21 protein-coding genes are annotated in these 22,535 nt (G+C 74.9%); 14 read left to right on the top strand and 7 right to left on the bottom strand.

Going from position 1 to position 22,535, the window contains the following annotated elements:
• Positions 1-27: 27 nt before the first annotated feature.
• The 6 genes from IF19_RS0116280 to IF19_RS0116255 all read left to right on the top strand — a co-directional run bounded on the left by IF19_RS0116280 (position 28) and on the right by IF19_RS0116255 (position 7,317).
• Positions 28-627 carry a hypothetical protein gene (locus IF19_RS0116280; RefSeq protein ID WP_030118955.1) on the top strand — a complete coding sequence of 200 codons (600 nt, stop codon included), beginning with the start codon at positions 28-30 and terminating at the stop codon, positions 625-627.
• 456 nt (positions 628-1,083) lie between these two features.
• Complete coding sequence (locus IF19_RS0116275) at positions 1,084-2,334, top strand: choice-of-anchor A family protein (RefSeq protein WP_199807290.1); 1,251 nt, start codon at positions 1,084-1,086, stop codon at positions 2,332-2,334.
• Positions 2,335-2,516: 182 nt separating this feature from the next.
• Positions 2,517-3,527, top strand: a complete 1,011-nt coding sequence (locus IF19_RS1000000135420; protein ID WP_050493810.1) for a peptidoglycan-binding domain-containing protein — start codon at positions 2,517-2,519, stop codon at positions 3,525-3,527.
• A 599-nt stretch (positions 3,528-4,126) separates the two neighbouring features.
• Positions 4,127-4,357 (top strand): hypothetical protein, encoded by a 231-nt coding sequence (locus IF19_RS0116265; RefSeq protein ID WP_030331705.1) that lies wholly within the window; start codon positions 4,127-4,129, stop codon positions 4,355-4,357.
• A gap of 311 nt (positions 4,358-4,668) precedes the next feature.
• The gene (locus IF19_RS0116260; RefSeq protein WP_030114629.1) at positions 4,669-5,583 is read left to right on the top strand and encodes an AurF N-oxygenase family protein; all 915 of its coding nucleotides are present in this window, start codon (positions 4,669-4,671) and stop codon (positions 5,581-5,583) included.
• 9 nt (positions 5,584-5,592) lie between these two features.
• Positions 5,593-7,317, top strand: coding sequence for an FAD-dependent oxidoreductase (locus IF19_RS0116255; protein WP_030277140.1), 1,725 nt, complete (start codon positions 5,593-5,595; stop codon positions 7,315-7,317).
• A gap of 122 nt (positions 7,318-7,439) precedes the next feature.
• Here the strand turns inward: IF19_RS0116255 and IF19_RS0116250 are convergent, their stop codons facing one another.
• Entirely contained in the window at positions 7,440-8,930 is a 1,491-nt protein-coding gene (locus IF19_RS0116250; RefSeq protein ID WP_030114627.1) for an MFS transporter, read from the bottom strand.
• Between the two features lie 161 nt (positions 8,931-9,091).
• On the opposite strand from IF19_RS0116250, the gene IF19_RS0116245 reads away from it, so the two are divergent.
• Positions 9,092-9,538 (top strand): MarR family winged helix-turn-helix transcriptional regulator, encoded by a 447-nt coding sequence (locus IF19_RS0116245; RefSeq protein WP_030114626.1) that lies wholly within the window; start codon positions 9,092-9,094, stop codon positions 9,536-9,538.
• An 86-nt stretch (positions 9,539-9,624) separates the two neighbouring features.
• Here the strand turns inward: IF19_RS0116245 and IF19_RS0116240 are convergent, their stop codons facing one another.
• Positions 9,625-11,025 (bottom strand): NAD(P)/FAD-dependent oxidoreductase, encoded by a 1,401-nt coding sequence (locus tag IF19_RS0116240; protein WP_030114625.1) that lies wholly within the window; start codon positions 11,023-11,025, stop codon positions 9,625-9,627.
• Between the two features lie 264 nt (positions 11,026-11,289).
• On the opposite strand from IF19_RS0116240, the gene IF19_RS0116235 reads away from it, so the two are divergent.
• Positions 11,290-12,213: an aminoglycoside phosphotransferase family protein gene (locus IF19_RS0116235; RefSeq protein ID WP_372340814.1), complete on the top strand. Its 924-nt coding sequence runs from the start codon at positions 11,290-11,292 to the stop codon at positions 12,211-12,213.
• 174 nt (positions 12,214-12,387) lie between these two features.
• Positions 12,388-12,882, top strand: coding sequence for a GNAT family N-acetyltransferase (locus tag IF19_RS0116230; protein ID WP_030114623.1), 495 nt, complete (start codon positions 12,388-12,390; stop codon positions 12,880-12,882).
• Between the two features lie 81 nt (positions 12,883-12,963).
• On the opposite strand, the gene IF19_RS0116225 is transcribed toward IF19_RS0116230, so the two are convergent.
• On the bottom strand, positions 12,964-13,965 hold the full coding sequence (locus tag IF19_RS0116225; protein WP_030114622.1) for a zinc-binding dehydrogenase: 1,002 nt from the start codon (positions 13,963-13,965) through the stop codon (positions 12,964-12,966).
• Positions 13,966-14,049: 84 nt separating this feature from the next.
• Positions 14,050-15,267 carry an NAD(P)-binding protein gene (locus tag IF19_RS0116220; RefSeq protein ID WP_030277132.1) on the bottom strand — a complete coding sequence of 406 codons (1,218 nt, stop codon included), beginning with the start codon at positions 15,265-15,267 and terminating at the stop codon, positions 14,050-14,052.
• A gap of 102 nt (positions 15,268-15,369) precedes the next feature.
• On the opposite strand from IF19_RS0116220, the gene IF19_RS0116215 reads away from it, so the two are divergent.
• Complete coding sequence (locus IF19_RS0116215) at positions 15,370-16,053, top strand: pentapeptide repeat-containing protein (protein WP_050491026.1); 684 nt, start codon at positions 15,370-15,372, stop codon at positions 16,051-16,053.
• A 9-nt stretch (positions 16,054-16,062) separates the two neighbouring features.
• On the opposite strand, the gene IF19_RS0116210 is transcribed toward IF19_RS0116215, so the two are convergent.
• A complete protein-coding gene (locus IF19_RS0116210; protein ID WP_030194124.1) occupies positions 16,063-16,560 on the bottom strand; it encodes a hypothetical protein in 498 nt (165 codons plus the stop codon).
• Positions 16,561-16,609: 49 nt separating this feature from the next.
• Between IF19_RS0116210 and IF19_RS0116205 the strand changes: the two genes are divergently transcribed.
• A complete protein-coding gene (locus IF19_RS0116205; RefSeq protein ID WP_234315940.1) occupies positions 16,610-16,945 on the top strand; it encodes a hypothetical protein in 336 nt (111 codons plus the stop codon).
• 69 nt (positions 16,946-17,014) lie between these two features.
• Here the strand turns inward: IF19_RS0116205 and IF19_RS0116200 are convergent, their stop codons facing one another.
• Both IF19_RS0116200 and IF19_RS0116195 read right to left on the bottom strand, forming a co-directional pair.
• Positions 17,015-17,659, bottom strand: a complete 645-nt coding sequence (locus tag IF19_RS0116200) for a response regulator (protein ID WP_030194118.1) — start codon at positions 17,657-17,659, stop codon at positions 17,015-17,017.
• Positions 17,656-18,987, bottom strand: a complete 1,332-nt coding sequence (locus IF19_RS0116195) for a sensor histidine kinase (RefSeq protein ID WP_372340834.1) — start codon at positions 18,985-18,987, stop codon at positions 17,656-17,658. The genes IF19_RS0116200 and IF19_RS0116195 overlap by 4 nt, the downstream gene beginning before the upstream one ends.
• Positions 18,988-19,133: 146 nt before the next feature.
• Between IF19_RS0116195 and IF19_RS0116190 the strand changes: the two genes are divergently transcribed.
• The 3 genes from IF19_RS0116190 (at position 19,134) to IF19_RS0116180 (ending at position 22,512) form a co-directional block, all read left to right on the top strand.
• On the top strand, positions 19,134-19,691 hold the full coding sequence (locus IF19_RS0116190) for a GlcG/HbpS family heme-binding protein (RefSeq protein WP_030114614.1): 558 nt from the start codon (positions 19,134-19,136) through the stop codon (positions 19,689-19,691).
• Between the two features lie 45 nt (positions 19,692-19,736).
• A complete protein-coding gene (locus IF19_RS0116185; protein ID WP_030114613.1) occupies positions 19,737-20,960 on the top strand; it encodes a YncE family protein in 1,224 nt (407 codons plus the stop codon).
• 157 nt (positions 20,961-21,117) lie between these two features.
• Positions 21,118-22,512 carry a M1 family metallopeptidase gene (locus IF19_RS0116180; protein WP_030114612.1) on the top strand — a complete coding sequence of 465 codons (1,395 nt, stop codon included), beginning with the start codon at positions 21,118-21,120 and terminating at the stop codon, positions 22,510-22,512.
• The last annotated feature ends 23 nt before the right edge of the window (positions 22,513-22,535 follow it).

Here is a 22,535-nt window from a genome sequence, read left to right as displayed (position 1 = left end):
AAGGACCCCCGGCGATCATGGATCAGGATGCGACGACAACTGAAGCAGGGAATTGCCTGGATGCTGTCCACGGCCGCGGCGGGCACGTTGTCGTGGTGGGGCGTGCATACGGTGATGGCGGCCACCGCGTATCCGTCGCCGTCCCCGATCGCCCTGACGGACACGCAGGTGGAGGAGAAGCGGCGGGAGGACTCCGGGCCGGACCCCACCCGCCGGTCGGACGCGGGGAAGGCGACGGCCCGGCCGACGCCGGCGCCCGGGGACGGCGAACCGGACGACGAGCCCTCGCCGGACCCCACGCCCAGCGCCTCGGCGGACCCGACGCCGACCCGCACCGCCGCCACCCCCTCGGGAGAACCCTCCCAGGCGGGCGGCGGTTCGGGCGGCCGGTCCACCGGGACGACCGGCGAGGTCAAGGGGTACGCCGTCGACGGCGGCCGGGTCACCTTCGACATGAAGCGCGACTACGCGGAGTTGGTCTCGGCGGCGCCGAACGCCGGCTGGCGGATGCAGGTCTGGAAGCACGACCTCTGGATCAGGGTGATGTTCACCAACGGGGACCGCGAGATCAGCGTCTTCTGCAGCTGGCACGAGCATCCGCCGCTGGTGGAGATCGAGGGCGAGTGAGCGGGCTCGCGGCGGGGCGTGGGACCGCCCGGTCCCGTCCGTAACGATCTGGACTCGACCGTGTTAAACCCGCCTCCCGGAGGGCGCGCGAGGGGGTGGTCCGCGCGGGCGGCGGGCGGCGTGCGGACCGGCTCCGATGCCCGTCGCGTCAACGGGGGAAGGCGCTTTCCCCTGACGTCTTATAACTCCCTTAACCAAGCGCTGAGATAGCGTTAGCAATTCCTCGCAATGGGCGCTTCCGGGAGGGTTGTCGAAGCCTTTGTGCGCGTGTCCTGCGCTGCTAGTGTCCTCGGTGTGCGCAAGCGAGAACTTACATTCAAAAGTACCGGCATAACGGCCGCATTGGCTCTTTCGCTCGGTCTCATCGGTGCCGGAACCATTGTTTCGGCGGGCCCCGCATTCGCCGACGGGAAATCGGGCAGGTCTGATTCCTGCCCCGCCCCCGGGGAAATGCCCGTGCTCGGCCACAATCCGACGTTCACGGACAGCGGCATCGCCCTCTTCGCCGGCGGCGACTACACCGCCAAGGGCGGCTCGGCCGAGGCCGAGGGGCTGCTCGTGGTCGGCGGGAACGCCACGTTCGCCAAGAGCGGCGGGGTCTTCAACGTCGGCCGGGTCGGCATGGGATCGGGGATCATCCCCAAGTCCGGCGACGTGATGCTCGCCGTCGGCGGGGACCTGTCGGTCGACAAGGGTGTCACCCTCGATGTCGGACACGGCCTCACCTCCGGCCCGAAGTACGGCGGTTCGGTCCGCGTGGGCGGCAAGCTCGACGTGAAGGGCCAGCTGGAGACGAACGGCGGCCAGAGCCCCGACGGGCTCGGCAAGGAGGCCGCCCTGAAGCCGAACGCCGGCTTCGGCGCCACCATCAAGAAGGAGTCGGCGAGCCTCGGCGCGCTCAAGGCCACCGGGAAGACCGAGAAGCAGGGCGGCTCGGTCACCTTCAAGGGCTCCGGCCAGGGCGGGCTCCAGGTCTTCGAGATCTCCGCCGCCGACATCAACGACGTCTCGACGTTCACCTTCGAGTCCATACCGGGCGATTCGTCCGTCGTCGTCAATGTCACCGGCTCCCAGGGCGTCAAGATTTCCCCGATGGCGGTCGGCTTCAACGGCGACCGGGTCGACGTCTACAGTTCGTCGAAATTCGGTGAAGCTGCTTCACGAATTCTTTACAACTTCGAGGACTCGGCGTCGCTGACCCTGGGCAGCGGCGGCAACTTCATGGGCTCCGTTCTCGCCCCCGCGGCCTCCGCGGACATCACCGCGAGCACCAATGGCCGCCTGTACGTCGGTGGGGATCTGACCACGCGCGGCTCGGGCAACGAGAGCCACAACTACCCCTGGAACGGCACGCCGCCGTTCTCCTGCGAGCCGGGTGAGCCGGGCGAGCCGGAGAAGCCGGAGGTCCCGTCCACGCCGACCCCGACGCCCAGCACCCCGGAGGAGCCCGGCACCCCGGAGGAGCCGGAGACGCCCGGGACGCCCGAGGAACCCGGCACCCCGTCCGAGCCCGGCGAGGAGACCCCGTCCGCCGAGCCGTCGGAGCCGTCCGCCGAGCCGTCGCAGACCCCCGGGGAGCCCAAGAAGGAGGGCGACCTCGCCACCACCGGTGCGGGCTCGACGATGATGATCGGCGTCGCCGCCGCCCTGGTGCTCGCCGCCGGTGGAGCCATCGCCTTCATGGCGCGCCGCCGCCGCAGCGCGTAACGCGCCCGACCGGGTGAACGGCCGCCCGGGCGGGGAGGTGCCGGCACACCTCCCCGCCCGGTCCGGTTCGTCGGCGCCGCACCCGCCCGTGTGGGTGCGGCGCCGTCGCTCCGTCCGTGCCGTCCCCCGCCCCCGCGACGCACCCGATGCGTGACGACCACGACAACGGAGGCCACAGGACCATGACTTCCCGGCAGCACTCGCGGACCGGCCCGGAAGGGGAGGCGGGCGCGCCGAAGGGCGCCGTCTGCTACGAGGCGAGCCCCGTGTTCGGCTACCTCGCCGCGCCGGACGGCAACGCGGACACCGTCGACCAGGAGGTGCTCAGCCTCTTCGAGGAGCCGCCGGCCAGGCCCGCCCCGTCGGCCAGGCCCGCCCCGTCGGCCAGGCCCGCCCCGTCGGCCAGGCCAGCCCCGCCGGCCCGGCCCGCCCGGCCCGCCCGGCTCGCCGCGCCGGAGCGCCCCGCCGCGCCCCACCCGTACCTGCCCGAACCCGAGCCCGAGCACGCGCCCGTACCGGACCTGGGCCTCGTGCCGTCGCGGCCCCCTGTCACCGGCCCGCAGGACGCCCGCCGCCGTGCCCGCCGCCGCACCCTCACCTGGATCGCCGTCTGCGCCGTCGCGGCGTGCGCCGCCTCGGCCGCCGTCCTGTACGGGCTCGTCGGCCCCCGGGACGCCGACCGGCTCGTCACCCTCGACGGCCCTCTCCCGAAGGCCCCGGCCACCCTGCCCGCCATCGAGAGCTCCGTGGCCCCCGCCCCCGTCCCGACGCCCACCGCGTCCGCGTCCGCGTCCGTGTCCGCCTCCGCGACGCCCACCCCGACGACGACGCCGTCGGCCACCCCCTCGCAGACCCCGAGCGCCACACCGGGCGAGGCCGCCCGCGAGCCCTCGGCCTCCCCGACCCCCACCCCGCCGCCCGAGCCGCCGGCCCGCGAGCCGGCGGCCCCGCGCACCCTGTCGGTCGGCAGCACCGGGCCCGAGGTGGCCGATCTGCAGCGGCGGCTGGACCAGGTGCGCGTCTTCCACGGCGCGTACGACGGGGTGTTCGACGACGATCTGGCCGATGCCGTGCACCGGTTCCAGTGGATACGGGGCGTGGAGGAGGAGGCGGGCGTGTACGGCCCCGCCACCCGCGCGGCCCTCGTCGCGGAGACGTCCGGTGCGGGCGAGCGCGACAGGCGCTACTCGTGACGGCCCCGACGGAGGGTCGCGCCCCCGCGCGCCGCGCCTGCGAGTCCTGCGGGCGCGGGCTGGCCGCCGCCCCGGCCGGTGAGGCCCCCCGCAGATTCTGTGGGGAGGAGTGCCGCCAGGACGCCCACCGCATCCGCCTGTGCGGGGGGCCCGCGGTGCTGCCGGCCGTACCGTCCGGAGCGACGGGCGTGGCGCCGCCCGCGCGGCCCCCTGCGATGCCCGGTCAGCGGGCGCCCGCGATGCCCGGTGCGAGGCCGCTCGCGATGCCCGGTGTGCGGCCGCTCGCGGCTCCCGCCGCGCGCCCTCCCGTGATGCCCGCCGGACGGCCCCCCGTGCCGCCCGGCATGAGACCCCTCGTGCCCGGCGCTCCGAGACCCCCCGGGGCGCCGGGTCCGAGGCCCGCCGCACGCACTGCGGCGGGAGCGCCTTCCGTACGCGCCTCGGCGGAAGCGCCCACCGCGCGTACGGCGGCGGGAACACCCGCCGCACGCGCCTCGGCCGGAGCGTCTGCCGCGCGCGCCTCCGCCGGGCCGTCCGCCGCACGCGCTTCCGCCGGAGCGCCCGTCGCGCCGACTGTGCGTACCGCCGTCCGGCCCCCGGTGCCGTCCTCCGCGCGCACCCCCGCCCGCCGGCCCGCGCCGCCCGCCCCCTCGGCCGACGCGGTCACCGAGCTGGCCCGGCGGGTGCGGGAGCAGGCCCACGACCTCGTCCGGCGGCTGCCGTCCGCCGACGACGCGGAGGCGCTGCGGCGGGTCGCCCAGCTCCGCGAGCAGCTCGACGGGCTGACGGCGGCGGTCGTCGGACGGGCCTGCCGGGGGCCTGTGCGCTGAGCCGGAACCGGGGCGTGAGCCCTGGGACCGGAGTGACCGGTGAGGTGAACTTCCCTTGTGCGCCGAGGAGATGCGGTGCGTATCCGGCTCGATTTCTACCAGGGGGTAGGCCGGGCCGGGGTCCTTGTTATACCTTGCGTCTAACAAGCGGGTGGGGCCCCGGCCGGTGTCGACTCCGGCATGGGCGGGTGGCGGTGCGGGCCGTCGCCCCAGGCTCCAGTGATCCCGTACGGCCCCCGTTCCCACGGGTCCGCCGACGTACGCACTCGTCACGACCGAGGATCACCGCACACGACCCAAGGAGCCGCAGCATGGCCGGCAGCACCGTTCCGTCGAAGGTCCAGGAGAGCCCGGAGGGCGACGACGTCGCACGGCGGCTGCTCGGCTCGGCCGCGCAGCTGGCGTACGACCCGGCCACCGAGGTCGACTGGGACACCCCGCTGGACAAGGACTTCCACGGCGCGAGCCCCGAGTGGTGCAGCCTCTACGGGACCGCGTACTGGGGCGAACTGACCGAGGCGCAGCGCAAGGAGCTGACCCGGCAGGAGGCGGCGTCGGTCGCCAGCACGGGCATCTGGTTCGAGATGATCCTCCAGCAGATGGTGCTGCGGGACATCTACATGAAGAACCCGGCGGGCGCGGAGTTCCAGTGGGCGCTCACCGAGATAGCCGAGGAGTGCCGCCACTCGATCATGTTCGCGCGCGGCGCGCAGAAGCTCGGCGCGCCCCACTACCGCCCCCGGCGCGCGGTGATGGAGCTGGGCCGGGCGTTCAAGACGCTGGCGTTCGGCGAGGCGGCGTACGCGGCGATCCTGGTCGCCGAGGAAGTGCTCGACGTGATGCAGCGGGACTGGATGCGCGACGAGCGGGTCGTGCCGTTCGTCCGCACCATCAACAACATCCACGTGGTGGAGGAGTCCCGGCACATGAAGTTCGCCCGGGACGAGACCCTCAAGCGGCTGGAGGGGGCGGGCTGGGCGCGGCGGCAGATCAACGCGTTCGTCGTCGCCGTCGCCTCGTACTTCATCGTGACGAGCATGGTGAACCCGAAGGTCTACCGGCGGGCCGGGCTCGACCGGAAGCGCGCGCTGGCCGCCGCGAAGGCCAACGAGCACCACAAGTCGATGATGCGGTCGAGCTGTTCGGGGCTGATGGACTTCCTGGCCTCCGCCCGTCTGCTCACCAAGCCCGCCCTCGCGTTCTACAAGCGCGCGAACCTGATCTGAGCCGGGGCCATGACCTACGCCATCACCCAGACCTGCTGCAACGACGCCACCTGTGTGGCGGTGTGCCCGGTCAACTGCATCCACCCGACGCCGGAGGAACGCGCCTTCGGCTCCACGGAGATGCTGCACATCGACCCCCGCGCGTGCATCGACTGCGGGGCCTGCGCGGACGCCTGCCCGGTGGACGCGATCTTCCCGGTGGACGCGCTGACCGGCGGGCAGCGCGCGTACGCGGAGATCAACGCCGCCTACTACGCCGGGGACGACCGCCCGGCCGCCGGGGACGAGGTCGAGGGGCCGAACTTCCACGTCTGGGGCGAGCCGGTCTTCGAGCGGAGCCTGCCGTCGGACTTCGGGCCGCTGCGGGTGGCCGTCGTCGGCACCGGCCCGGCCGGGATGTACGCGGCGCAGGACCTGCTGCTGCACACCGCCGCCGAGGTGACCCTGATCGACCGGCTGCCGGTGGCGGGCGGCCTGGTCCGGTACGGGGTGGCCCCCGACCACCCCGCGACGAAGAAGGTCGGCGACACCTTCTCCCGCTTCCACTCCCACCCCCGGGTCCGGATGCACCTGGGCATCGAGGTGGGCCGGGACGTCACCGCCGAGGAGCTGTCCGCCCACCACGACGCGGTGGTCTACGCGGTCGGGGCGTCGGCGGACAAGCGGCTCGGGGTGCCGGGGGAGGAGTCGCCCGGCTGCCTGTCGGCCACGGCGTTCGTCGCCTGGTACAACGCCCATCCGGAGGCCGTCGCGCAGGGCGTGGACCTCACCGCCGAGCGGGTCGTCGTCGTGGGCAACGGCAATGTCGCCCTCGACGTCGCCCGCATCCTGGTCGCCGACCCGGAGGCGCTGGCCGCCACCGACATCGCCGCCCACGCGCTGGAGGCGCTGCGGACGAGCCGGGTGCGGGAGGTCGTGGTGCTGGGCCGGCGGGGCCCCGGGGACGCGGCGTACACCCGGTCCGAACTCCTCGCGCTGAAGCATCTGCCGGGCGTGGAGCTGGTGGTGGACGACCATGATCCCCGGACGGGGGCGGCGATCGACGCGGCGGGTCCGGGCGACCGGGCCGGCGACCTGCGGGGACTCGCCCGGGTGCGGACGGACGCCGAGCCGCTCGCGGGCACGGGCCGCCGCATCGTGCTGCGCTTCCACTCCGAGGCGGTGGAGGTCCTGAGCGGCGACGCGACGGGCAGCACCGACAGCGCCGACAGCGCCGGCGGCGTGGAGACGGGCGGCCGGGTGCGTTCCGTACGCGTGACGGACGGCGGTGGCGGCGACGGTACGGCGGACCTGCGCGCCGGACTGCTGCTGCGGGCCATCGGCTACCGGGGCCTCCCGGTTCCCGGGCTGCCGTTCGACGAGGCGAGGGGGACCGTCCCGCACGAGGGCGGCCGGATCGCCGGGATGCCCGGCAGCTACGTGGTCGGCTGGATCAAGCGGGGGCCCTCCGGCGGGATCGGCGCCAACCGCACCTGCGCCGCCGAGACGGTCGGCACGCTCCTGGCCGACGCGGTCGCCGGGGCGCTGCCCGCCCCGAAGGGCGACGCGAAGGCGTTCCGCCGGCTGGCCCGGCAGCGCAACCGCCGCGTCGTGGACGCCCGGGGCCTGGCCGCGATCGAACGGGCCGAACGGGAGCGGGGGCAGGCCACGGGCCGCCCCCGGGTGAAGCTCGCGACGGTCGAGGAACTGGTCGCCACGGCACGCTCGCGGCGGCTGCTGCGACTGGCCCGCTGAGCGGCCCGTACGGGCGTCGTACGCCGATCGGCCCGGGGCGGGGTGATCCCGCCCCGGGCCGGGACGTGTCCGGGCCGGAGCGGGCCGGGCCCGACCCCGGCCCGCCCCGGACGGCAGGGCCCTCAGATCGTGGTGCGGGACGCCTTCGCCACCCCGACGGCCCGGTCGGACGCGACCGCCGGATCGGACGTGGCGGCCGGTCCGGGCAGCCCGGTCGCCGGGCGTACGGGGATGAGGGCGGCGACCACCGCCGCCGCCAGGCCCACCCCGCATCCGATCAGCATCGCGGCCCGGAAGCCGTCCTCGGAGGGCAGCGGGAAGCCGCCGAAGTCCGTGGTCATGTTGGCCAGGACCACCCCGATCACGGCCGCCGCGAACGACGTGCCGATCGAGCGCATCAGGGCGTTGAAGCTGTTCGCCGACGCGGTCTCGGACTGCGGCACCGCACCCATGATCAGCGCGGGCATCGCCCCGTACGCGAAGCCGACGCCCGAGTTGCAGACGAGGGTGACGACCAGCAGGCTCCACGGCGAACCGGAGCCGATCAGCGGGACGGACAGGCCGTAGCCGGCGGCGATGAGCAGGCTGCCCACGGCGAGGGTGACCTTGGGGCCCTTGGCGGCGGACAGCTTCGCGCCGACCGGGGACATCGCCATCATCATCAGCCCCGCCGGGGCCATCCACAGGCCCATGGCGAGCATCGACTGCCCCAGGCCGTACCCGGTGGCCTCCGGGAGCTGGAGCAGCTGCGGTACGACGAGGGACTGCGCGTACATCGCGAAGCCGACCAGGATCGAGGCCGTGTTCGTCATCAGGACCTGGGGGCGGACGGTGACCCGCAGGTCGACCAGCGGGTCGCTCCGCCGCAGCTCCCAGCGGCCCCAGAGCGGCAGCAGCACGGCGACGGCGGCGAACAGGCAGAGCGTGGTGGCGCTGGACCAGCCCCAGTCGGCGCCCTTGGAGACGGCGAGCAGCAGACAGATCAGCGCGGCGCCGAGGCCGACCGCCCCGAGCAGGTCGAACGAGCCGGACCGGGCGGCCGGGCGGTCCCCGGGCACCAGCGCCAGGATCAGCGCGCCGACCGCGAGGGCCAGCACCGCGACCACCCAGAACAGCACGCGCCAGCTCGTGTTCTCGGCGACTGCGGCGGCGAACGGCAGGCCCAGCGCACCGCCCACGCCCATCGACGCGCTCATGATCGCGATGGACGGGCCGAGCTTCTCGGCGGGCACCACGTCGCGCAGCAGGCTGATGCCGAGCGGGACCACGCCCATGCCGAGGCCCTGGAGGCCGCGTCCGGCGATCATCGGCACCACGGCGGAGGACAGGGCGCAGACCACCGAGCCGAGGACCAGCGGGACGAGCGAGAGCAGCAGCATGCGCCGCTTGCCGAGCATGTCGCCGAGCCGCCCGGCGACGGGCGTGGCCACGGCGGCGGCCAGCAGGGTGGCGGTGATCACCCAGGACGCGTTCGACGCCGAGGTGTCGAACATCTTCGGCAGCTCCGCGATCAGCGGCACCACCAGGGTCTGCGTGAGCGCCGCCACGATGCCGGCGAAGGCCAGGATGCCGACCACGCCTCCCGGGCGGGGTGCGGGGGGTGAACTCTCCACGGGTACTGCTCCCTCGGGCCCTCGTGGGCCGGTCGTCCGTCGGTCGGGGTGTTCGACTGTGCACCATACACTTAATGTGCATAGTGCACATCGCATGTATGGTGCACATCTATCGTGAGAAGCCTGGTCGGCGAAGGAACGGCAGCGGAGTGGAAGAGCGCGTGGACAAGCCCATCGACCGGATCGAACGCGAGACCATGCTCCTCGGCCGGTACATGCACATGGTCACCCCGCGCGTGGACTGGCAGCTCGACCGCTCCGCCTACATCCTGCTCAGCCGGATCCAGGCGGAGGGCCCCATGTCCATCGGCCAGCTCGGCGACGCGTTCCGTCTGGACGCCTCGACCCTCAACCGGCAGACCGCCGCGATGCAGCGGGCCGGGGTCGTCGAGCGCATCCCGGACCCGGACGGCGGGATCGCCCGCAAGTTCGCGATCACCGAGGAGGGCGCGCGCCGGCTCGACAGCGACCGGTCCCGGAACATGGCGGGCCTCGCGAAGGTGATGGCCGACTGGACCCCGGAGGAGGCGGAGCAGCTCGCCGCCTCCCTCAGCCGCCTGAACCTCTCCATCGAACGCCTCGACGGACGGCCCTGGCCCCGCGACTGAGAGCGGAGCGGGCCGGCGCGTCTGCGAGATCCGGTCCGATACGCGCGTACGAGGTCAGCGGCGGCCCGCGTACGCGTACCGGCGGCTCAGTGGCGGCCCGCGATGCGGTCCGCCGCCTTCGCGACCGGGTCCGTCCCCGGGCGCGGCGAGGTCGTCTCGCGGCGGTCGGCGGCGCGGTAGGCCGCGTACATCCCGTGGACGCCCAGCCAGCGCAGCGGTTCCGGCTCCCAGCGGCGGACCTTGTGGTTCACCCACGGCAGCGCGGTGAGGTCGGTGGGGCCCGCCTGGCCGGAGTCCTGCTGGATCAGGTCGCGCAGGGTGCGGGCGGCGAGGTTGGCGGTGGCGACGCCGGAGCCGACGTAACCGCCCGCCCAGCCCAGGCCGGTGGAGCGGTCGAGCGTGACCGTGGCGCACCAGTCGCGCGGGACGCCGAGGACGCCGGACCAGGCGTGGTCCACGTGCACGCCCGCCGTGACGGGGAAGAGCCGGACCATCAGGTCGCGCAGGGCGGCGACGGTGGATGCCCGGGTGCGGCCGTCGTTGTCGGTGGCGGAGCCGAAGCGGTACGGGTGGCCGCGTCCGCCGAGCGCGATGCGGTCGTCGGCGGTGCGCTGGGCGTAGAAGTAGGCGTGCGCCATGTCGCCCAGGGTCTCGCGGCCCTCCCAGCCGATCGCGTCCCAGATCCGGGCGGGCAGCGGCTCGGTGACGATCATGGAGGAGTTCATCGGGAGCCAGGTGCGCTTCTGGCCCTTGAGGCTCGCGGTGAACCCCTCGGTGCAGCGCAGCACGTACGGGGCGCGGACCGTTCCGTACGGGGTGACGGCGTGCTTCGGCTTGATCTCGGTGACCGGCGTCGCCTCGTGGATGGTCACCCCGAGCGCCTCCACCGCGTCCGCGAGCCCCTTGACCAGCTTGACCGGGTGCAGCCGGGCGCCGTGCGGGGTCCAGGTGGAGCCGACGGCCCCGGTCACGTGGACGCGCTCGGCCGTCTCACGGGCGCCGCGCAGAACGCGGTCGGTCTCCCCGAAGGCGATCTCCGCGCTGTGGAACTCCTTGAGCCGGGCGAGCTGGGCCGGGGTGTGCGCCACCTCCAGGACGCCGCCCTGGTGGACGTCGGCGTCGATGCCCTCCGCGGCGGCGGCCCGGACGACCTCGCCGACGGTCTCGTTCATCGCCTTCTGGAGCCGTACGGCGGCCTCGTGGCCGTGCAGCCTCGCGTACCGGTCGCGGCCCGCGATGCCGTTGTACAGCCAGCCGCCGTTGCGGCCGGAGGCCCCGTAGCCGCAGAACTTGGCCTCCAGGACGGTGATGTTGAGGAAGGGGGCGGCCTGCTTCAGGTAGTACGCCGTCCAGAGCCCGGTGTAGCCGCCGCCGACGATGCAGACGTCGACGCTCGTGTCGCCGGGGAGGGGTTCGCGCGGGGCGGGGGTGCCCTCCTGCGCGTACCAGAACGATATGCCGCCGACGACGGTACTGACGGTGCCCATGATGCCCCTGGTGTCCCTGTGCGGTGAGATGCCGAGCGTATGCCTGGCGGGACGTTACTGCGCGCGGGGCCGATCCGTCTCCCGGGCCTTTCCGGTACCGGGGGTTTCCGCACGTCCCGGCACCGGGGGCTGCCGCGCGCCGGCTCGGTACCGGGGGCTTCCGAACGCCCGGGGCCGGGGGTTCCCGCAGGCTCGGGCCCCGGGGATTCCGTTCCTCGTCCGGCCCCGGAAATCCGCTCCTCCTCGCGCCCGCGCCTCCCTAGGATCGGCCGGGTGATCGACGTACCCGAAGAACTCGCCGCGTCCCAGTCCCGTTACAACGGCGCGGCCGGCCGGGCCTTCGTCGCCGGTCTGCCGGATCTCGCCGCCCGGTGCCTGGAGCGGTGGGGGCTGCGGCCGGACGGCCCGTCGATGCACGGGATGTGCGCGCTGGTGCTGCCGGTCGTCCGCGAGGCGGACGGGCGGCCCGCGGCGCTGAAGCTCCAGGCGGTGGACGAGGAGACGGCGGGCGAACCCGTCGCCCTGCGTGCCTGGGCGGCGGCGGGGGCCGGGGCGGTGGAGCTGCTCGACCACGACCCGGAGAGCGGCGCGCTGCTGCTGGAACGGCTCGACGAGCGGCGGCCGTTGTCCGGTGGGACGGACGTGCGGGAGGCGGTGGGGGTCCTCGGCGGTGTGCTGGCCCGGCTGGTGGCGGTGCCCGCGCCGGAGGGGCTGCGCACGCTGGGCGGGGTGGTGGACCGGATGCTCGCGGCGGCCCCGGAGGCGGTGGCCCTGCTGGCCGACGCGGCGGACCGGCGGCTGCTCGCGGACTGCGCGGCGGCGGTGCGGGAGGTCGCGGGGGAGCCGGGCGACCGGCTGCTGCACTGGGACCTGCACTACGACAACATCCTGGCCGGCCGCGCGGAGGCGGGGCGGGCGGGGGAGTGGATCGCGCTCGACCCGAAGCCACTGGTCGGCGACCCGGGCTTCGAGCTGTTCCCGGCGCTGGACAACCTCTTCGACGCCGACGAGGTGGTCTGGCGGTTCGACGCGCTGACCGAGGCGCTGGGCCTGGACCACGACCGGGAGCGGGCGCGCGCCTGGACGCTGGGCCGGGTCCTCCAGCACGGGCTGTGGGCGGCGGAGGACGGCGAGGGCCGACTCCCCCCGGACCACGCGGAGATCGCCCGGCGGCTGCTGGGGCGGTGAGGGGGGGCGTACGGCGCGGGCCGGGCGGCGGGGGCCGCACGGGCGCGCGTGACGGCCGGGGGCGAAGGGCCCGTCGCCTCACACGGGGCCGCCGCGGGCTCACGTGACGCCGGAGGCGAGGGTTCCGTCAGGGCCGGAGCACCGTACGGCGTCCGGGCTGCCTAGGCTGCGGCCATGATTCGTACCGCCACACCTGACGACGTCCCCGTCCTGCACGCCCTGGTGCGCGAGCTCGCCACGTACGAGAAGGCCCTCGACGAGGTCGTCGCCACCGAGGAGCACTTGGCCCAGGCCCTGTTCGGCGACCGCCCCGCCGCGTACGCCCACGTGGCGACGGCCGACGACGGCGAGGTGATCGGCTTCGCCCTGTGGTTCCTCAACTTCTCCACCTGGCGCGGGGTGCACGGGATCTACCTGGAGGACCTGTACGTCCGTCCGGAGCGGCGCGGCGGCGGCCACGGCAAGGCGCTGCTGACCGAGCTGGCCCGGATCTGCGTGGAGCGCGGGTACGAGCGGCTGGAGTGGTCGGTGCTGAACTGGAACACCCCGTCCATCGCGTTCTACGAGTCCCTGGGCGCCCGGCCGCAGGACGAGTGGACGGTGTACCGGCTGACGGACGACGCGCTGGCCCGCCTCGGGGGCGGGGACGGGCGCGGCGCGGGGGCCTGAGACGCCGGGGCCGGCGTGCCGGGGGAGGTGCGGTCATGGCCGACGTGCCCTGGCCGCCCGCGCCCCCGGCCCCCCGCCCGGTCACGGTTCCAGGACCACCTTGCCCATCGTCCCCCGGGTCTCCAGCGCGCGGTGCGCGGCGGCGGCCTCGGCGAGCGGGTAGCGCTGGACGGCGGGGCGCAGCCGGCCGGCGGCCGCTTCGGCGAGGGCGCGGGTCTCCAGGGCGCGCAGGCCGCCGCCCCGCTCGACCAGCCGCGGTCCCAGGACGGACGCGGAGGTGATGGAGCGTTCGGCCAGTTCCTCGGCGGAGAAGGCGAGCGGCTGCCCGTCCTGGAGCCCCTCGCCGGACCAGCCGTAGACGACGTGCTGTCCGCCGGGGCCGAGGAGGTCGACGGCGGCGCGAGCGGTGGCGCCGCCGACCGCGTCGTACACGAGCGTGGCCCGCAGCCCCCGCCCGTCGAGGTACGTACGGGCCGCGCGCGGCCAGTCGGGGAGGGTGTAGTCGAGAGCGAGGTCGGCCCCGTTCTCCGCCGCCCGCGCCACCTTCGCCGGGCCCCCGGCCAGGGCGATCACCGTGGCGCCCGCGTTCTTCGCGTACTGCACGAGGAGAGTGCCGATCCCGCCCGCCGCCGCCGTGACGAGGGCCACGGAGTCCGGGCCGAGCGGGGTGAAACCGAGGATGCCGAGGGCGGTGCGACCGGTGCCGATCATGGCGACGGCCTCGGCGGCGTCGAGCCCGTCCGGGATCTCGTGGAGCCGTTCCGCCTCGGTGACGGCGAGTTCGGCGTACCCGCCCGGCGCCTGCCCGATGTGGGCGACCACGCGTCGGCCGAGCCAGTCGGCGTCGACACCCTCGCCGACCGACTCGACGGTCCCGGCGACCTCCCGGCCGGGCACGGTGGGCAGGGTGGCCGGAGCCGCGTAGGGGCCCGCCGCCCCCTCCCGCAGGGCCGTGTCCAGTACGTGCACCCCGGCCGCCGCGACGGCGATGCGGACCTGGCCGGGTCCGGGCACGGGGTCCTCCGTCACCTCGTGCACGAGGTTCTCGGCGGGACCGAAGGCGTGAAGGCGTACGGCGTGCATGGCGGTCTCCCACGGGTGGCGGTCCGGGCGGTCCCGCCCGCCGCTGCGGCGGGCTGCGGCGGGCTGCGGGCCCACCCTCGTACCTCAGGTCCGCTTGAGGTCAACCCCGGTGGCCGGGCCGGAGCCGCGGCCGGTGGCGGAGCGGCGGGCGGCGGCCTTCACGGCGAGCAGCGCCGCTTCCAGGCCGCTGGTGAAGGAGACCTCGCTGAGCAGCCCGGGGGCGGCGACCTGGTCGCCCGCCAGGAAGACGTCGTCGCCCCGGACGACGGAGGGCCGGTCCCGCCAGGTGGTCCCGGGCCGGTCCACGGCCCCGGTGCGGCCGTCGGCCAGCGCCTCGGCCCGCCAGGTCGTCCGCTCCCGCCAGCCGGGGAAGCCGAGGTCGAGAAGGGCGTCCGCGCGGGCGACGCCCTCGGCCCGGCGCGCGTCCGGGCCGATCGGGAACTGGCCCTGGAGCAGCTGTTCGCCGGCCGGGGCGAGCCCGGGGTCCTGGGCGGTGAACCGTTCCAGCCAGCCCGGGGCGTCCAGGTCGGAGACGACGAACGCGTCGCCGCGCCGGGTGCGTACCGCCAGGTCCACCAGGACGGTGCGGCCGCTGTCCCAGGTGAGGGACGGATCGCCGAGCAGGGTGTGGGCGGCGGCGAGGGAGGTGGCCACCACCACCGGCCCGGTCCTGGCCAGCTCGCCGAGCGTCCGGGTGTCGACGCGGGCGCCCGTCTCGACGGCGACCCCGAGGGCGCGCGCGTGGCCGGCCAGCCGTTCGGCCAGCGGCCCCCACCCGCCGACCGGGTAGCGGGCCTCGGGCGGCAGCGAGGCGAGCCGGACGAGGCGCTCCTGGACGAACCGGGCGGAGAGCGACCCGGGGTCGTGGTGGAAGAGCGCTGCGGCGGCGAAGTGCGCGGCCGCCCGCGCCCCGGCGGCCCCGACCCGGCCGGTGGCCCAGTCCAGGAAGCCGCTGTCCACCGGGGCGGAGCCGGGGCTCCGGCGGGCGAGCCGCAGCAGGGCCGCGGGCGGGGTCCGGCGGAGGGCCCCGGTGCGGCGGAAGCGGAAGCCGAGGCCCGCGCGGAGTGGTACGGAGACGAGGGGGCCGAGCAGCCCGCGCCGGGCGAGCCAGGCGGCGTGCGGCCCGTGCCGGTAGAGGGCGTGCGGGCCCTCGTTGACGCGGTACGGCCCGTCGGCGGTCCTGGCCCGGCCGCCGATGGTCCGGTGGCTCTCGTACAGGGTGGTCCGGGCGCCGGACTCGGCCGCGGTGATCGCGGCGGTCAGCCCGGCGAGCCCGCCGCCGATGACGTGGATGTGCTCCATGGCTGGATCTCCTTCGCGTCTTTGATGATGCGACGGATCGGGGCGGCCCGCGCGTGACATCGCGGGCGGGGCGCTGTCAGTGGCGTGCGTCACGATGGGGGCATGGCAGCGAGCGGCAGGAAGAAGAGCACGGCGGGTGTGGCGGCGGCACGGCGGCCGGAGGTCCGGCTGCCCCCGCTCGTCCCGTACGAGGGGGAGGGCCTGGAGCCGGACGGGGACTACGACGGGCTGCGGTTCGACGGGACGGACCTGACCGACGCCTCGGGGCGGGGCGCGCGGTTCCTGGACTGCGCGCTGGAGAGCTGCGCCCTCGACCGTACGGAGCTGGCACGGGCCCGCTTCATCGACTCCGTCCTGACCGGCGTACGGGGCGTGGGCACGGACCTCGCGGAGGCGTCGCTGCGGGACGTGGAGGTGGTGGACGCCCGCCTCGGCGGGGTGCAGCTGCACGGGGCGGTGCTGGAGCGGGTGGTGGTGCGGGGCGGCAAGATCGACTATCTGAACCTGCGCAAGGCCCGGCTCAAGGACGTCGTCTTCGAGGGCTGCGTCCTGTCCGAGCCGGACTTCGGGGACGCCCACCTGGTGCGGGTCGAGTTCCGCGACTGCGTGCTGAAGCGGGCGGACCTCAGCGGGGTCCGGCTGGAGTCGGTGGACCTGCGCGCCGTGGCCGAGCTGGACATCGCCCGGGGGGTGGACCGGTTGGCGGGCGCGGTGATCAGCCCGCCGCAGCTGATGGAGCTGGCCCCGGCGTTCGCGGCGCAGATCGGGGTGCGGGTGGAGCCGTGAGGGCGGACCTCAGACGCGGGGGAAGCGGGCCTGGAGGTCCCAGATCACGGGGTTGTCGGCCAGCCCGTCGTGCAGGTCGGCCAGGTCGGCGATCAGGTCGTGCAGGAAGTCGCGGGCCTCACGGCGCAGGAGGGAGTGGCCGAAGGTGAGCGGCGGCTCGTCGCCGGGCATCCAGTCCGCCTCGACGTCCACCCACCCGAAGCGCCGCTCGAAGATCATGACGTCCGACGACTCGGTGAAGTCCAGCTCCGCGTACTGCCGCCGGTGCGACCGGTTGCCGCGCGGGTCCTGGTCGATCCGCTCGACGATGTCGCACAGCGCCCACGCGAAGTCGAGCACCGGCACCCATCCCCAGGCTGTGGACAGCTCGCGGTCCTCCTTGGTGTCCGCGAGGTACACGTCACCGGAGAAGAGATCGTGCCGCAGCGCCCGGACGTCCGCGCGGCGGTAGTCGGTCTGCGGGGGATCGGGGAAGCGGCGGGAGAGGGAGTAGCCGATGTCGAGCACGGTTCGATGGTGTCATGCCCGGGGGCGGGGCTGACACGATCGGGTGAGGGTGACGAATAGGCCGTACGCATATGCCGATCCGTTTTTAGCCTCGGCGCATGGTCAGTCCACCCCGGCCCGTGAGATCTGGAGGAACCTGATGGGCACTGGTCTCCGTCACTTCCGCGGTTTCGTCGCTGAGAGCTTCCGCGACGAGGGGCGTGTGGAAGGCCGTCTGGAAGGCCGGGCGGAGGACATTCTGCGGATTCTCGATCTGCGCGGGGTGCCGGTGCCGGAAGCGGCGCGGCAGCGCGTCTCCGCGTGCACGGATCTCGCCGTGCTCGACGTGTGGTTCGAGCGGGCCGTCACCGCGCCGAGCGCCGACGCGGTCTTCGGCGACGGCTGACGGAGGGCGGGAGGCGGCGCGGAGGGGCCCGGGGGTCCGGGGGGCCGGAGGGGCCTGCGGTTGTCCGGCTCACGGCAGCAGCCGCTGCTCCTTCGCCACCGCGACCGCGCCCGCGCGGGTGTCGACGCCCAGCTTGTCGTAGATCCGGCTCAGGTGGGTCTTGACCGTGGCCTCGCTGATGAACAGGGCGCGGGCGATGTCGCGGTTGCCGAGGCCCTGGGAGAGCTGGGCCAGGATGTCGCGTTCGCGGTCGGTGAGAGAGGGGCGGGGGCTGCGCATGCGGGCCATGACCCGGCTGGCGACGGGGGCCGAGAGCGTGGTGCGGCCCTGGGCGGCGGACCGGATCGCCGCGAACAGCTCCTCGGGGCGTTCCGCCTTGAGCAGGTAGCCGGTGGCGCCCGCCTCGATGGCCCGGGTGATGTCGGCGTCGGTGTCGTACGTGGTCAGCACCAGGACGTGGGCCGTGCCGTCGGCCGCGATGCGGCGGGTCGCCTCGACGCCGTCGATGCCCTCGCCGAGCTGGAGGTCCATGAGGACGACGTCCGGGGCGAGGCGGGCGGCGAGCACCACGGCCTCCTCGCCGCTGCCGGCCTCGCCGACGACCTCGATGTCCGGTTCGCTGCCCAGGAGCGCGAGCAGCCCGGCCCGCACGACCACGTGGTCGTCGCAGAGCAGGATGCGGACGCGGGCGGGGGCCGGGGGCGTCTCGGTCATGCGGGGTCCTCCGTGGTGGTGAGCGGAACCTCGGCGGAGAGCACCGTGCCCTCGCCCGGAGCCGACTCGACAGTGAGCGTTCCGCCGAGCTGCCGCACCCGCGCCCGCATCGCCGGCAGCCCGTGGCCGCGTACGGCGCGGGCGCCGCGTACGCCCTCGGGTTCGGCGGTGAAGCCCCGGCCGTTGTCGCCGACGTCCAGGACCACCCGGTCGTCGAGGTGGGTCAGGGTCAGCCCGGCGGCGGTAGCCCCGGCGTGCTCCCGTACGTTGGCCAGGGCCCCCTGGGCGATGCGCAGCAGAGCCGACTGGACCCGGTCCGGCAGCGACGCGGCCGGGGCCCCCTCCACATGGCAGCGGACGGTGAACGCCCCCGCCGCCTGGGCGCTCTCGCGGGCCGCCAGCGCGTGCAGGGCCGCCTCCAGGCCGCCGCCCGCCGCGAGATCGGCCGGGGCCAGGTCGTGGACGAAGCGGCGGGCCTCGGCGAGATTGCGTTCCGCGATGCCGGTGGCCGTACGGACGTGGCGGCGGGCGGCCTCCGGGTCGGCGTCCCAGGTGCGGTCGGCCGCCTGGAGCAGCATCTGCTGGCTGGACAGGCCCTGCGCCAGGGTGTCGTGGATCTCCATGGAGAGCCGCTGGCGTTCGGCGAGGGTGCCCTCGCGCCGCTCGGTGGCGGCGAGTTCGCGGCGGGTCCGCAGCAGGTCGCCGATCAGCTCGCGCTGGCGGGCGGCCAGTTCCCGCTGGCGTACCGCCTGGCGCCGCATGTGGACGAAGACGGCGGTCGCCACGGCGGCGACGGCGGGCGGGGCGAGCACCAGGTTCGGGTCGAACCCGGTCGCCAGGCGCAGTTGCGCGGCCACGACGAACACGGTGAGCAGGGCGACGAGCGCGAGCGCCGCGCGCGGCGGCAGGATGCGCAGCCCGGTGTAGAACAGCGGCACCGCGCACCAGGCGAAACTCGGCGCCAGCACGACCAGCACCATCCACACGACGACGAGCACCCCGAGCCAGGCGACCCGGCGCGGGGTGGGGCGCGACCCGAGGACCGGGCCCAGCAGGTACAGCACCGCCAGGGTGATCGACAGCGCGATGATCCACGGGGTGCGGGCCTCGCCCGGGTGCCGCATCAGGAACCGGGTCAGCGAGGCCCCCAGCAGCAGGAAGAACGCGGCGTGCATGAGGAGGGCGAGCCGGCGCGCGTCGGGGTCGGACCCGGCGGCTCCGAGGCCCCCGGCCTCGGTCCCCTCCGCGTCCGGCGAACCGATGCGGTGCTCCACCACGTACCTCACGTTCCATCGCTGACCTGCACGGATCCTCCATGGTGACCCCATCCGGCCACCCCCGCATCAGCCGATCGGCTGACGGGGGCGTCGGCCGTCCCGCCCGCCGCTTCCAGCCGGTACGCCGACCGTACGGGGCGGAATCCGCCGGGAGTATCGATACCGGAGCCAGACACCCGGATCACCAAGGAGCCACCATGAAGAAGCTGTCGCCGCGCACCCGTGTCGTCACCGGCGCCGTCCTCGTCGCCGCCCTCGGGGCCGGCACGTTCGGCGCGATGTCCGCGAGCGCCTCCTCCCCGGCGGCCGCCCCCGCCGCCGCGGTCAAGGCCGACACCGCCGACCGCAACCTCCAGCAGACGACGCACCTGACCGTCGCCGCCGCCACCAGGGCCGCACAGGCCACGCTCGACGCGGCGAAGAAGGAGAACCAGCGGATCTCCGTCGCGGTCGTCGACCGCAACGGCAACACCATCGTCTCCCTGCGCGGCGACGGCGCGGGCCCGCAGTCCCCCGAGTCCGCGGTGAAGAAGGCGTACACCGCCGTCTCCTGGAACGCCCCCACCTCCGAGCTGGTCAAGCGCCTGGAGCAGGCGCCGAACCTGAAGGACATCCCTGGCACCCTGTTCCTCGGCGGCGGAGCCCCGGTGCAGGTCAAGGGCGCCCCGGTGGCGGGCATCGGCGTGGCCGGCGCGCCCAGCGGCGACCTCGACGAGAAGTTCGCCCGCGCCGGCGTCGCCGCCCTCGGCCGGTAGCCGCCGCCACCGCCCCTCCGCACGACCGACGGGAACGGAGCACCCATGAGAAGAGCCGCCGCGGCCCGTCCGGCGGGGGCCCGCACCGCCCCGACCCGCCGCACCGCCCCGGTCCGCCGCACCTCCCTCGGCCTCCTCGCCGCCGCCCTGCTCGCCGGGTGCGGGACCGGCGCGCCGGGGGCGGCCCCGGAGGCGTCGGCCACCCCGGCCACGACCGCCCCGTCCGGCGGAACGGCCGCCCCCGACCCGTCCCGTTCCCCCGCCGGCCGCACCCCCGAGGGCACCCTCCTCGTCGCCGACTTCGGGGCCGACACCGTGACCTTCGTCGACCCGGGGCCGGACGGGTCGGGGAGGGGCGGCGCCCCCATCGCCTCGGTGAAGGCCGGAACCGCGCCCTACGGACTCGTCGTCGGCGAGGACGGCCGCGCCTGGGTCGCCACCGCCGAGGGCGTCGCGGTCGTCGACACCCGGCAGCGGACCCGGCTCGCGCTGATCCCGTACGCGACGGAGTCCGGCCCCGTCACCACCGGGGAGTACCGGGGCGGCGGCATGGGCATCGCGATGGCCCCGGACGGCGGGCACGTCTACGTCGGCGTCAACGTGCCCGGCCGCGACGGCGCCGTCGAGGTCATCGACACCGCGACCCGCGAGGTCACCGGCACCGCCCGGGTCGGCATGCGCCCCTTCGACGTGGACGTCTCACCGGACGGCCGCGAGGTGTACGCCACCGACCACGACTCGTTCGACGTGACGGCGGTGGACGCGGACACCCTGGCGACCCGGCGTATGGAGGTCGCCCCGTACGGCACCGAGGGCGGGCTCGGCTCCTGGCTGAAGCCGCACTACGCCGTCGTACGCCCCTCGGACGGCGCGTTGCTGCTGCCCTTCGAGGGGGAGCGGCTCGCCGTGCTCGACCCGCGCACCGGCAGGGTGGCGATCGAGCGGATGACCGCGAACACCCACCAGCACGGGGCGGCCCTGACCTCCGACGGCACGCTCCTCGTGGTGGGCACCGGACCGATCGGCCCGGACGACGAGGACCCCTCGCTGACCGTCCGGGCCCCGGACGGCACGGAGCGGATCGTTCCGCTGGACGGGCCGCACGAGGACGTGGCGGTGTCGAAGGACGGCCGCACGGCGTACGTGACCGGCGGGTTCACCCGCGACGGCCACTGGAACGGGATCACGGTCGTCGACCTGGACGACGAGAAGAGCGAACCCGTCCGGCTGGCGGCAGGCAACCGACCCCTCGGTATCTCCGTCCTCTGAAGCGGAGCCGCCCGCTCGTCCCCCGAGGCGGGCGGCTCCACCCCCCCCCGAGGCGTCCAACTCCCCCCGAGGCGTCCAACTCCCCCCGGGGCGGGCAGCTCCATCCGGGGGTGGGCGGCTCAACCTCCGGGGAGCCGGACGCGCCTAAAATCGACCGGTGAACCCCCGCACCACGGCCACCGCCCCCCTCCTGCTCGCCCTCGCCCTTCTCGCCGGAGGCTGCACCGGCGGCGTCGAGGGCACCCCGGGCGGGGCCGGGCTGCGCGACCCGTACTTTCCCGGGCTCGGCAACGGCGGCTACGACGTCACCCACTACCGCCTCACGCTCGACGTCGACCCCGACGCCGGCCATTTGCGCGGCACCGCCACCATCACCGCCCGTGCCACCCGGCACCTGAGCGCCTTCCACCTCGACCTCGTCGGGCTCCGCGTGGAGAGCGTCGACGTCGAGGGCCGGCCGGCCGCCGTGAACCGGGCGGGCAAGGAGCTGACGATCCGTCCGGCGGCGACGGTCGAGGACCGGTTGCGCGAGGGGCGCACGTTCACCACCGTCGTGCGCTACGCCGGTTCCCCGCAGCCCGTCACCGACGCGGACGGCGCGCAGGAGGGCTGGCTGCCGACCGACGACGGATCGGTGGCCCTCGGCGAGCCGACCGGGTCCATGACCTGGTTTCCCGGCAACCACCACCCGAGCGACAAGGCCGCGTACGACATCGAGGTGACGGTCCCCGAGCCGCTCACGGCCGTCTCCAACGGGGAGCTGGTCTCCCGGCGTACGGTCAACGGCCGCACCGCCTTCCACTGGCGGACCGCCGAGCCGATGGCGAGCTATCTGGCGACCGTCGCGGTGGGGGAGTTCACCACCCGGCAGTCGCACACCCCCGACGGCATCCGGCTCTACACCGCCGTGGACCCGGAGTCGGAGGCGGAGAGCGAGGAGGTGCTGGCAAAGATCCCGGCGGTGCTGGCGTGGGCGGCGGAGCGGTTCGGGCCGTACCCGTTCGCGTCCGCCGGGGCGATCGTCGAGCGCGAGGACGACTCCGCGTACGCGCTGGAGACCCAGAACCGGCCCTTCTTCCCCGGCCCGCCCGACACCGCCCTGCTCGTCCACGAGCTGGCCCACCAGTGGTTCGGTAACTCCGTCACCCCGAAGACCTGGCGGGACATGTGGCTGAACGAGGGGTTCGCCACGTACGCGGAGTGGCTCTGGGCCGCCGACCACGACGACGTACCGGTCGAGGAGAGTTTCGCGGAGGCGTACGAGGACGACGCCAACTGGGCCTTTCCGCCCGCCGACCCGCCCTCCGCCGCCGACCTCTCCGACCCGCCGGTCTACGGGCGCGGGGCGATGGTCGTGCACCGGATCCGGCTCGCGCTCGACGACGACGAGGCGTTCTTCGCGCTGGTACGGGGGTGGACGCAGGAGCACCGGCACGGCAACGCCTCGACCGAGGACTTCACCGCGTACGTGGAGGAGGAGACGGGCGAGGACCTCACCGGGCTGTGGGACGCCTGGCTGTACGGCGGAAGCCGGCCGCCCCTGGAGGAGTGACCGGCTTCCGCGTGACGTGGTGA

The sequence above is a fragment of the Streptomyces californicus genome (assembly GCF_000717645.1).
Taxonomy (GTDB): Bacteria; Actinomycetota; Actinomycetes; order Streptomycetales; family Streptomycetaceae; genus Streptomyces; species Streptomyces californicus.
Note: the sequence above shows the minus strand (reverse complement) of the source record. Positions and strands in the feature narration are given on the sequence as shown.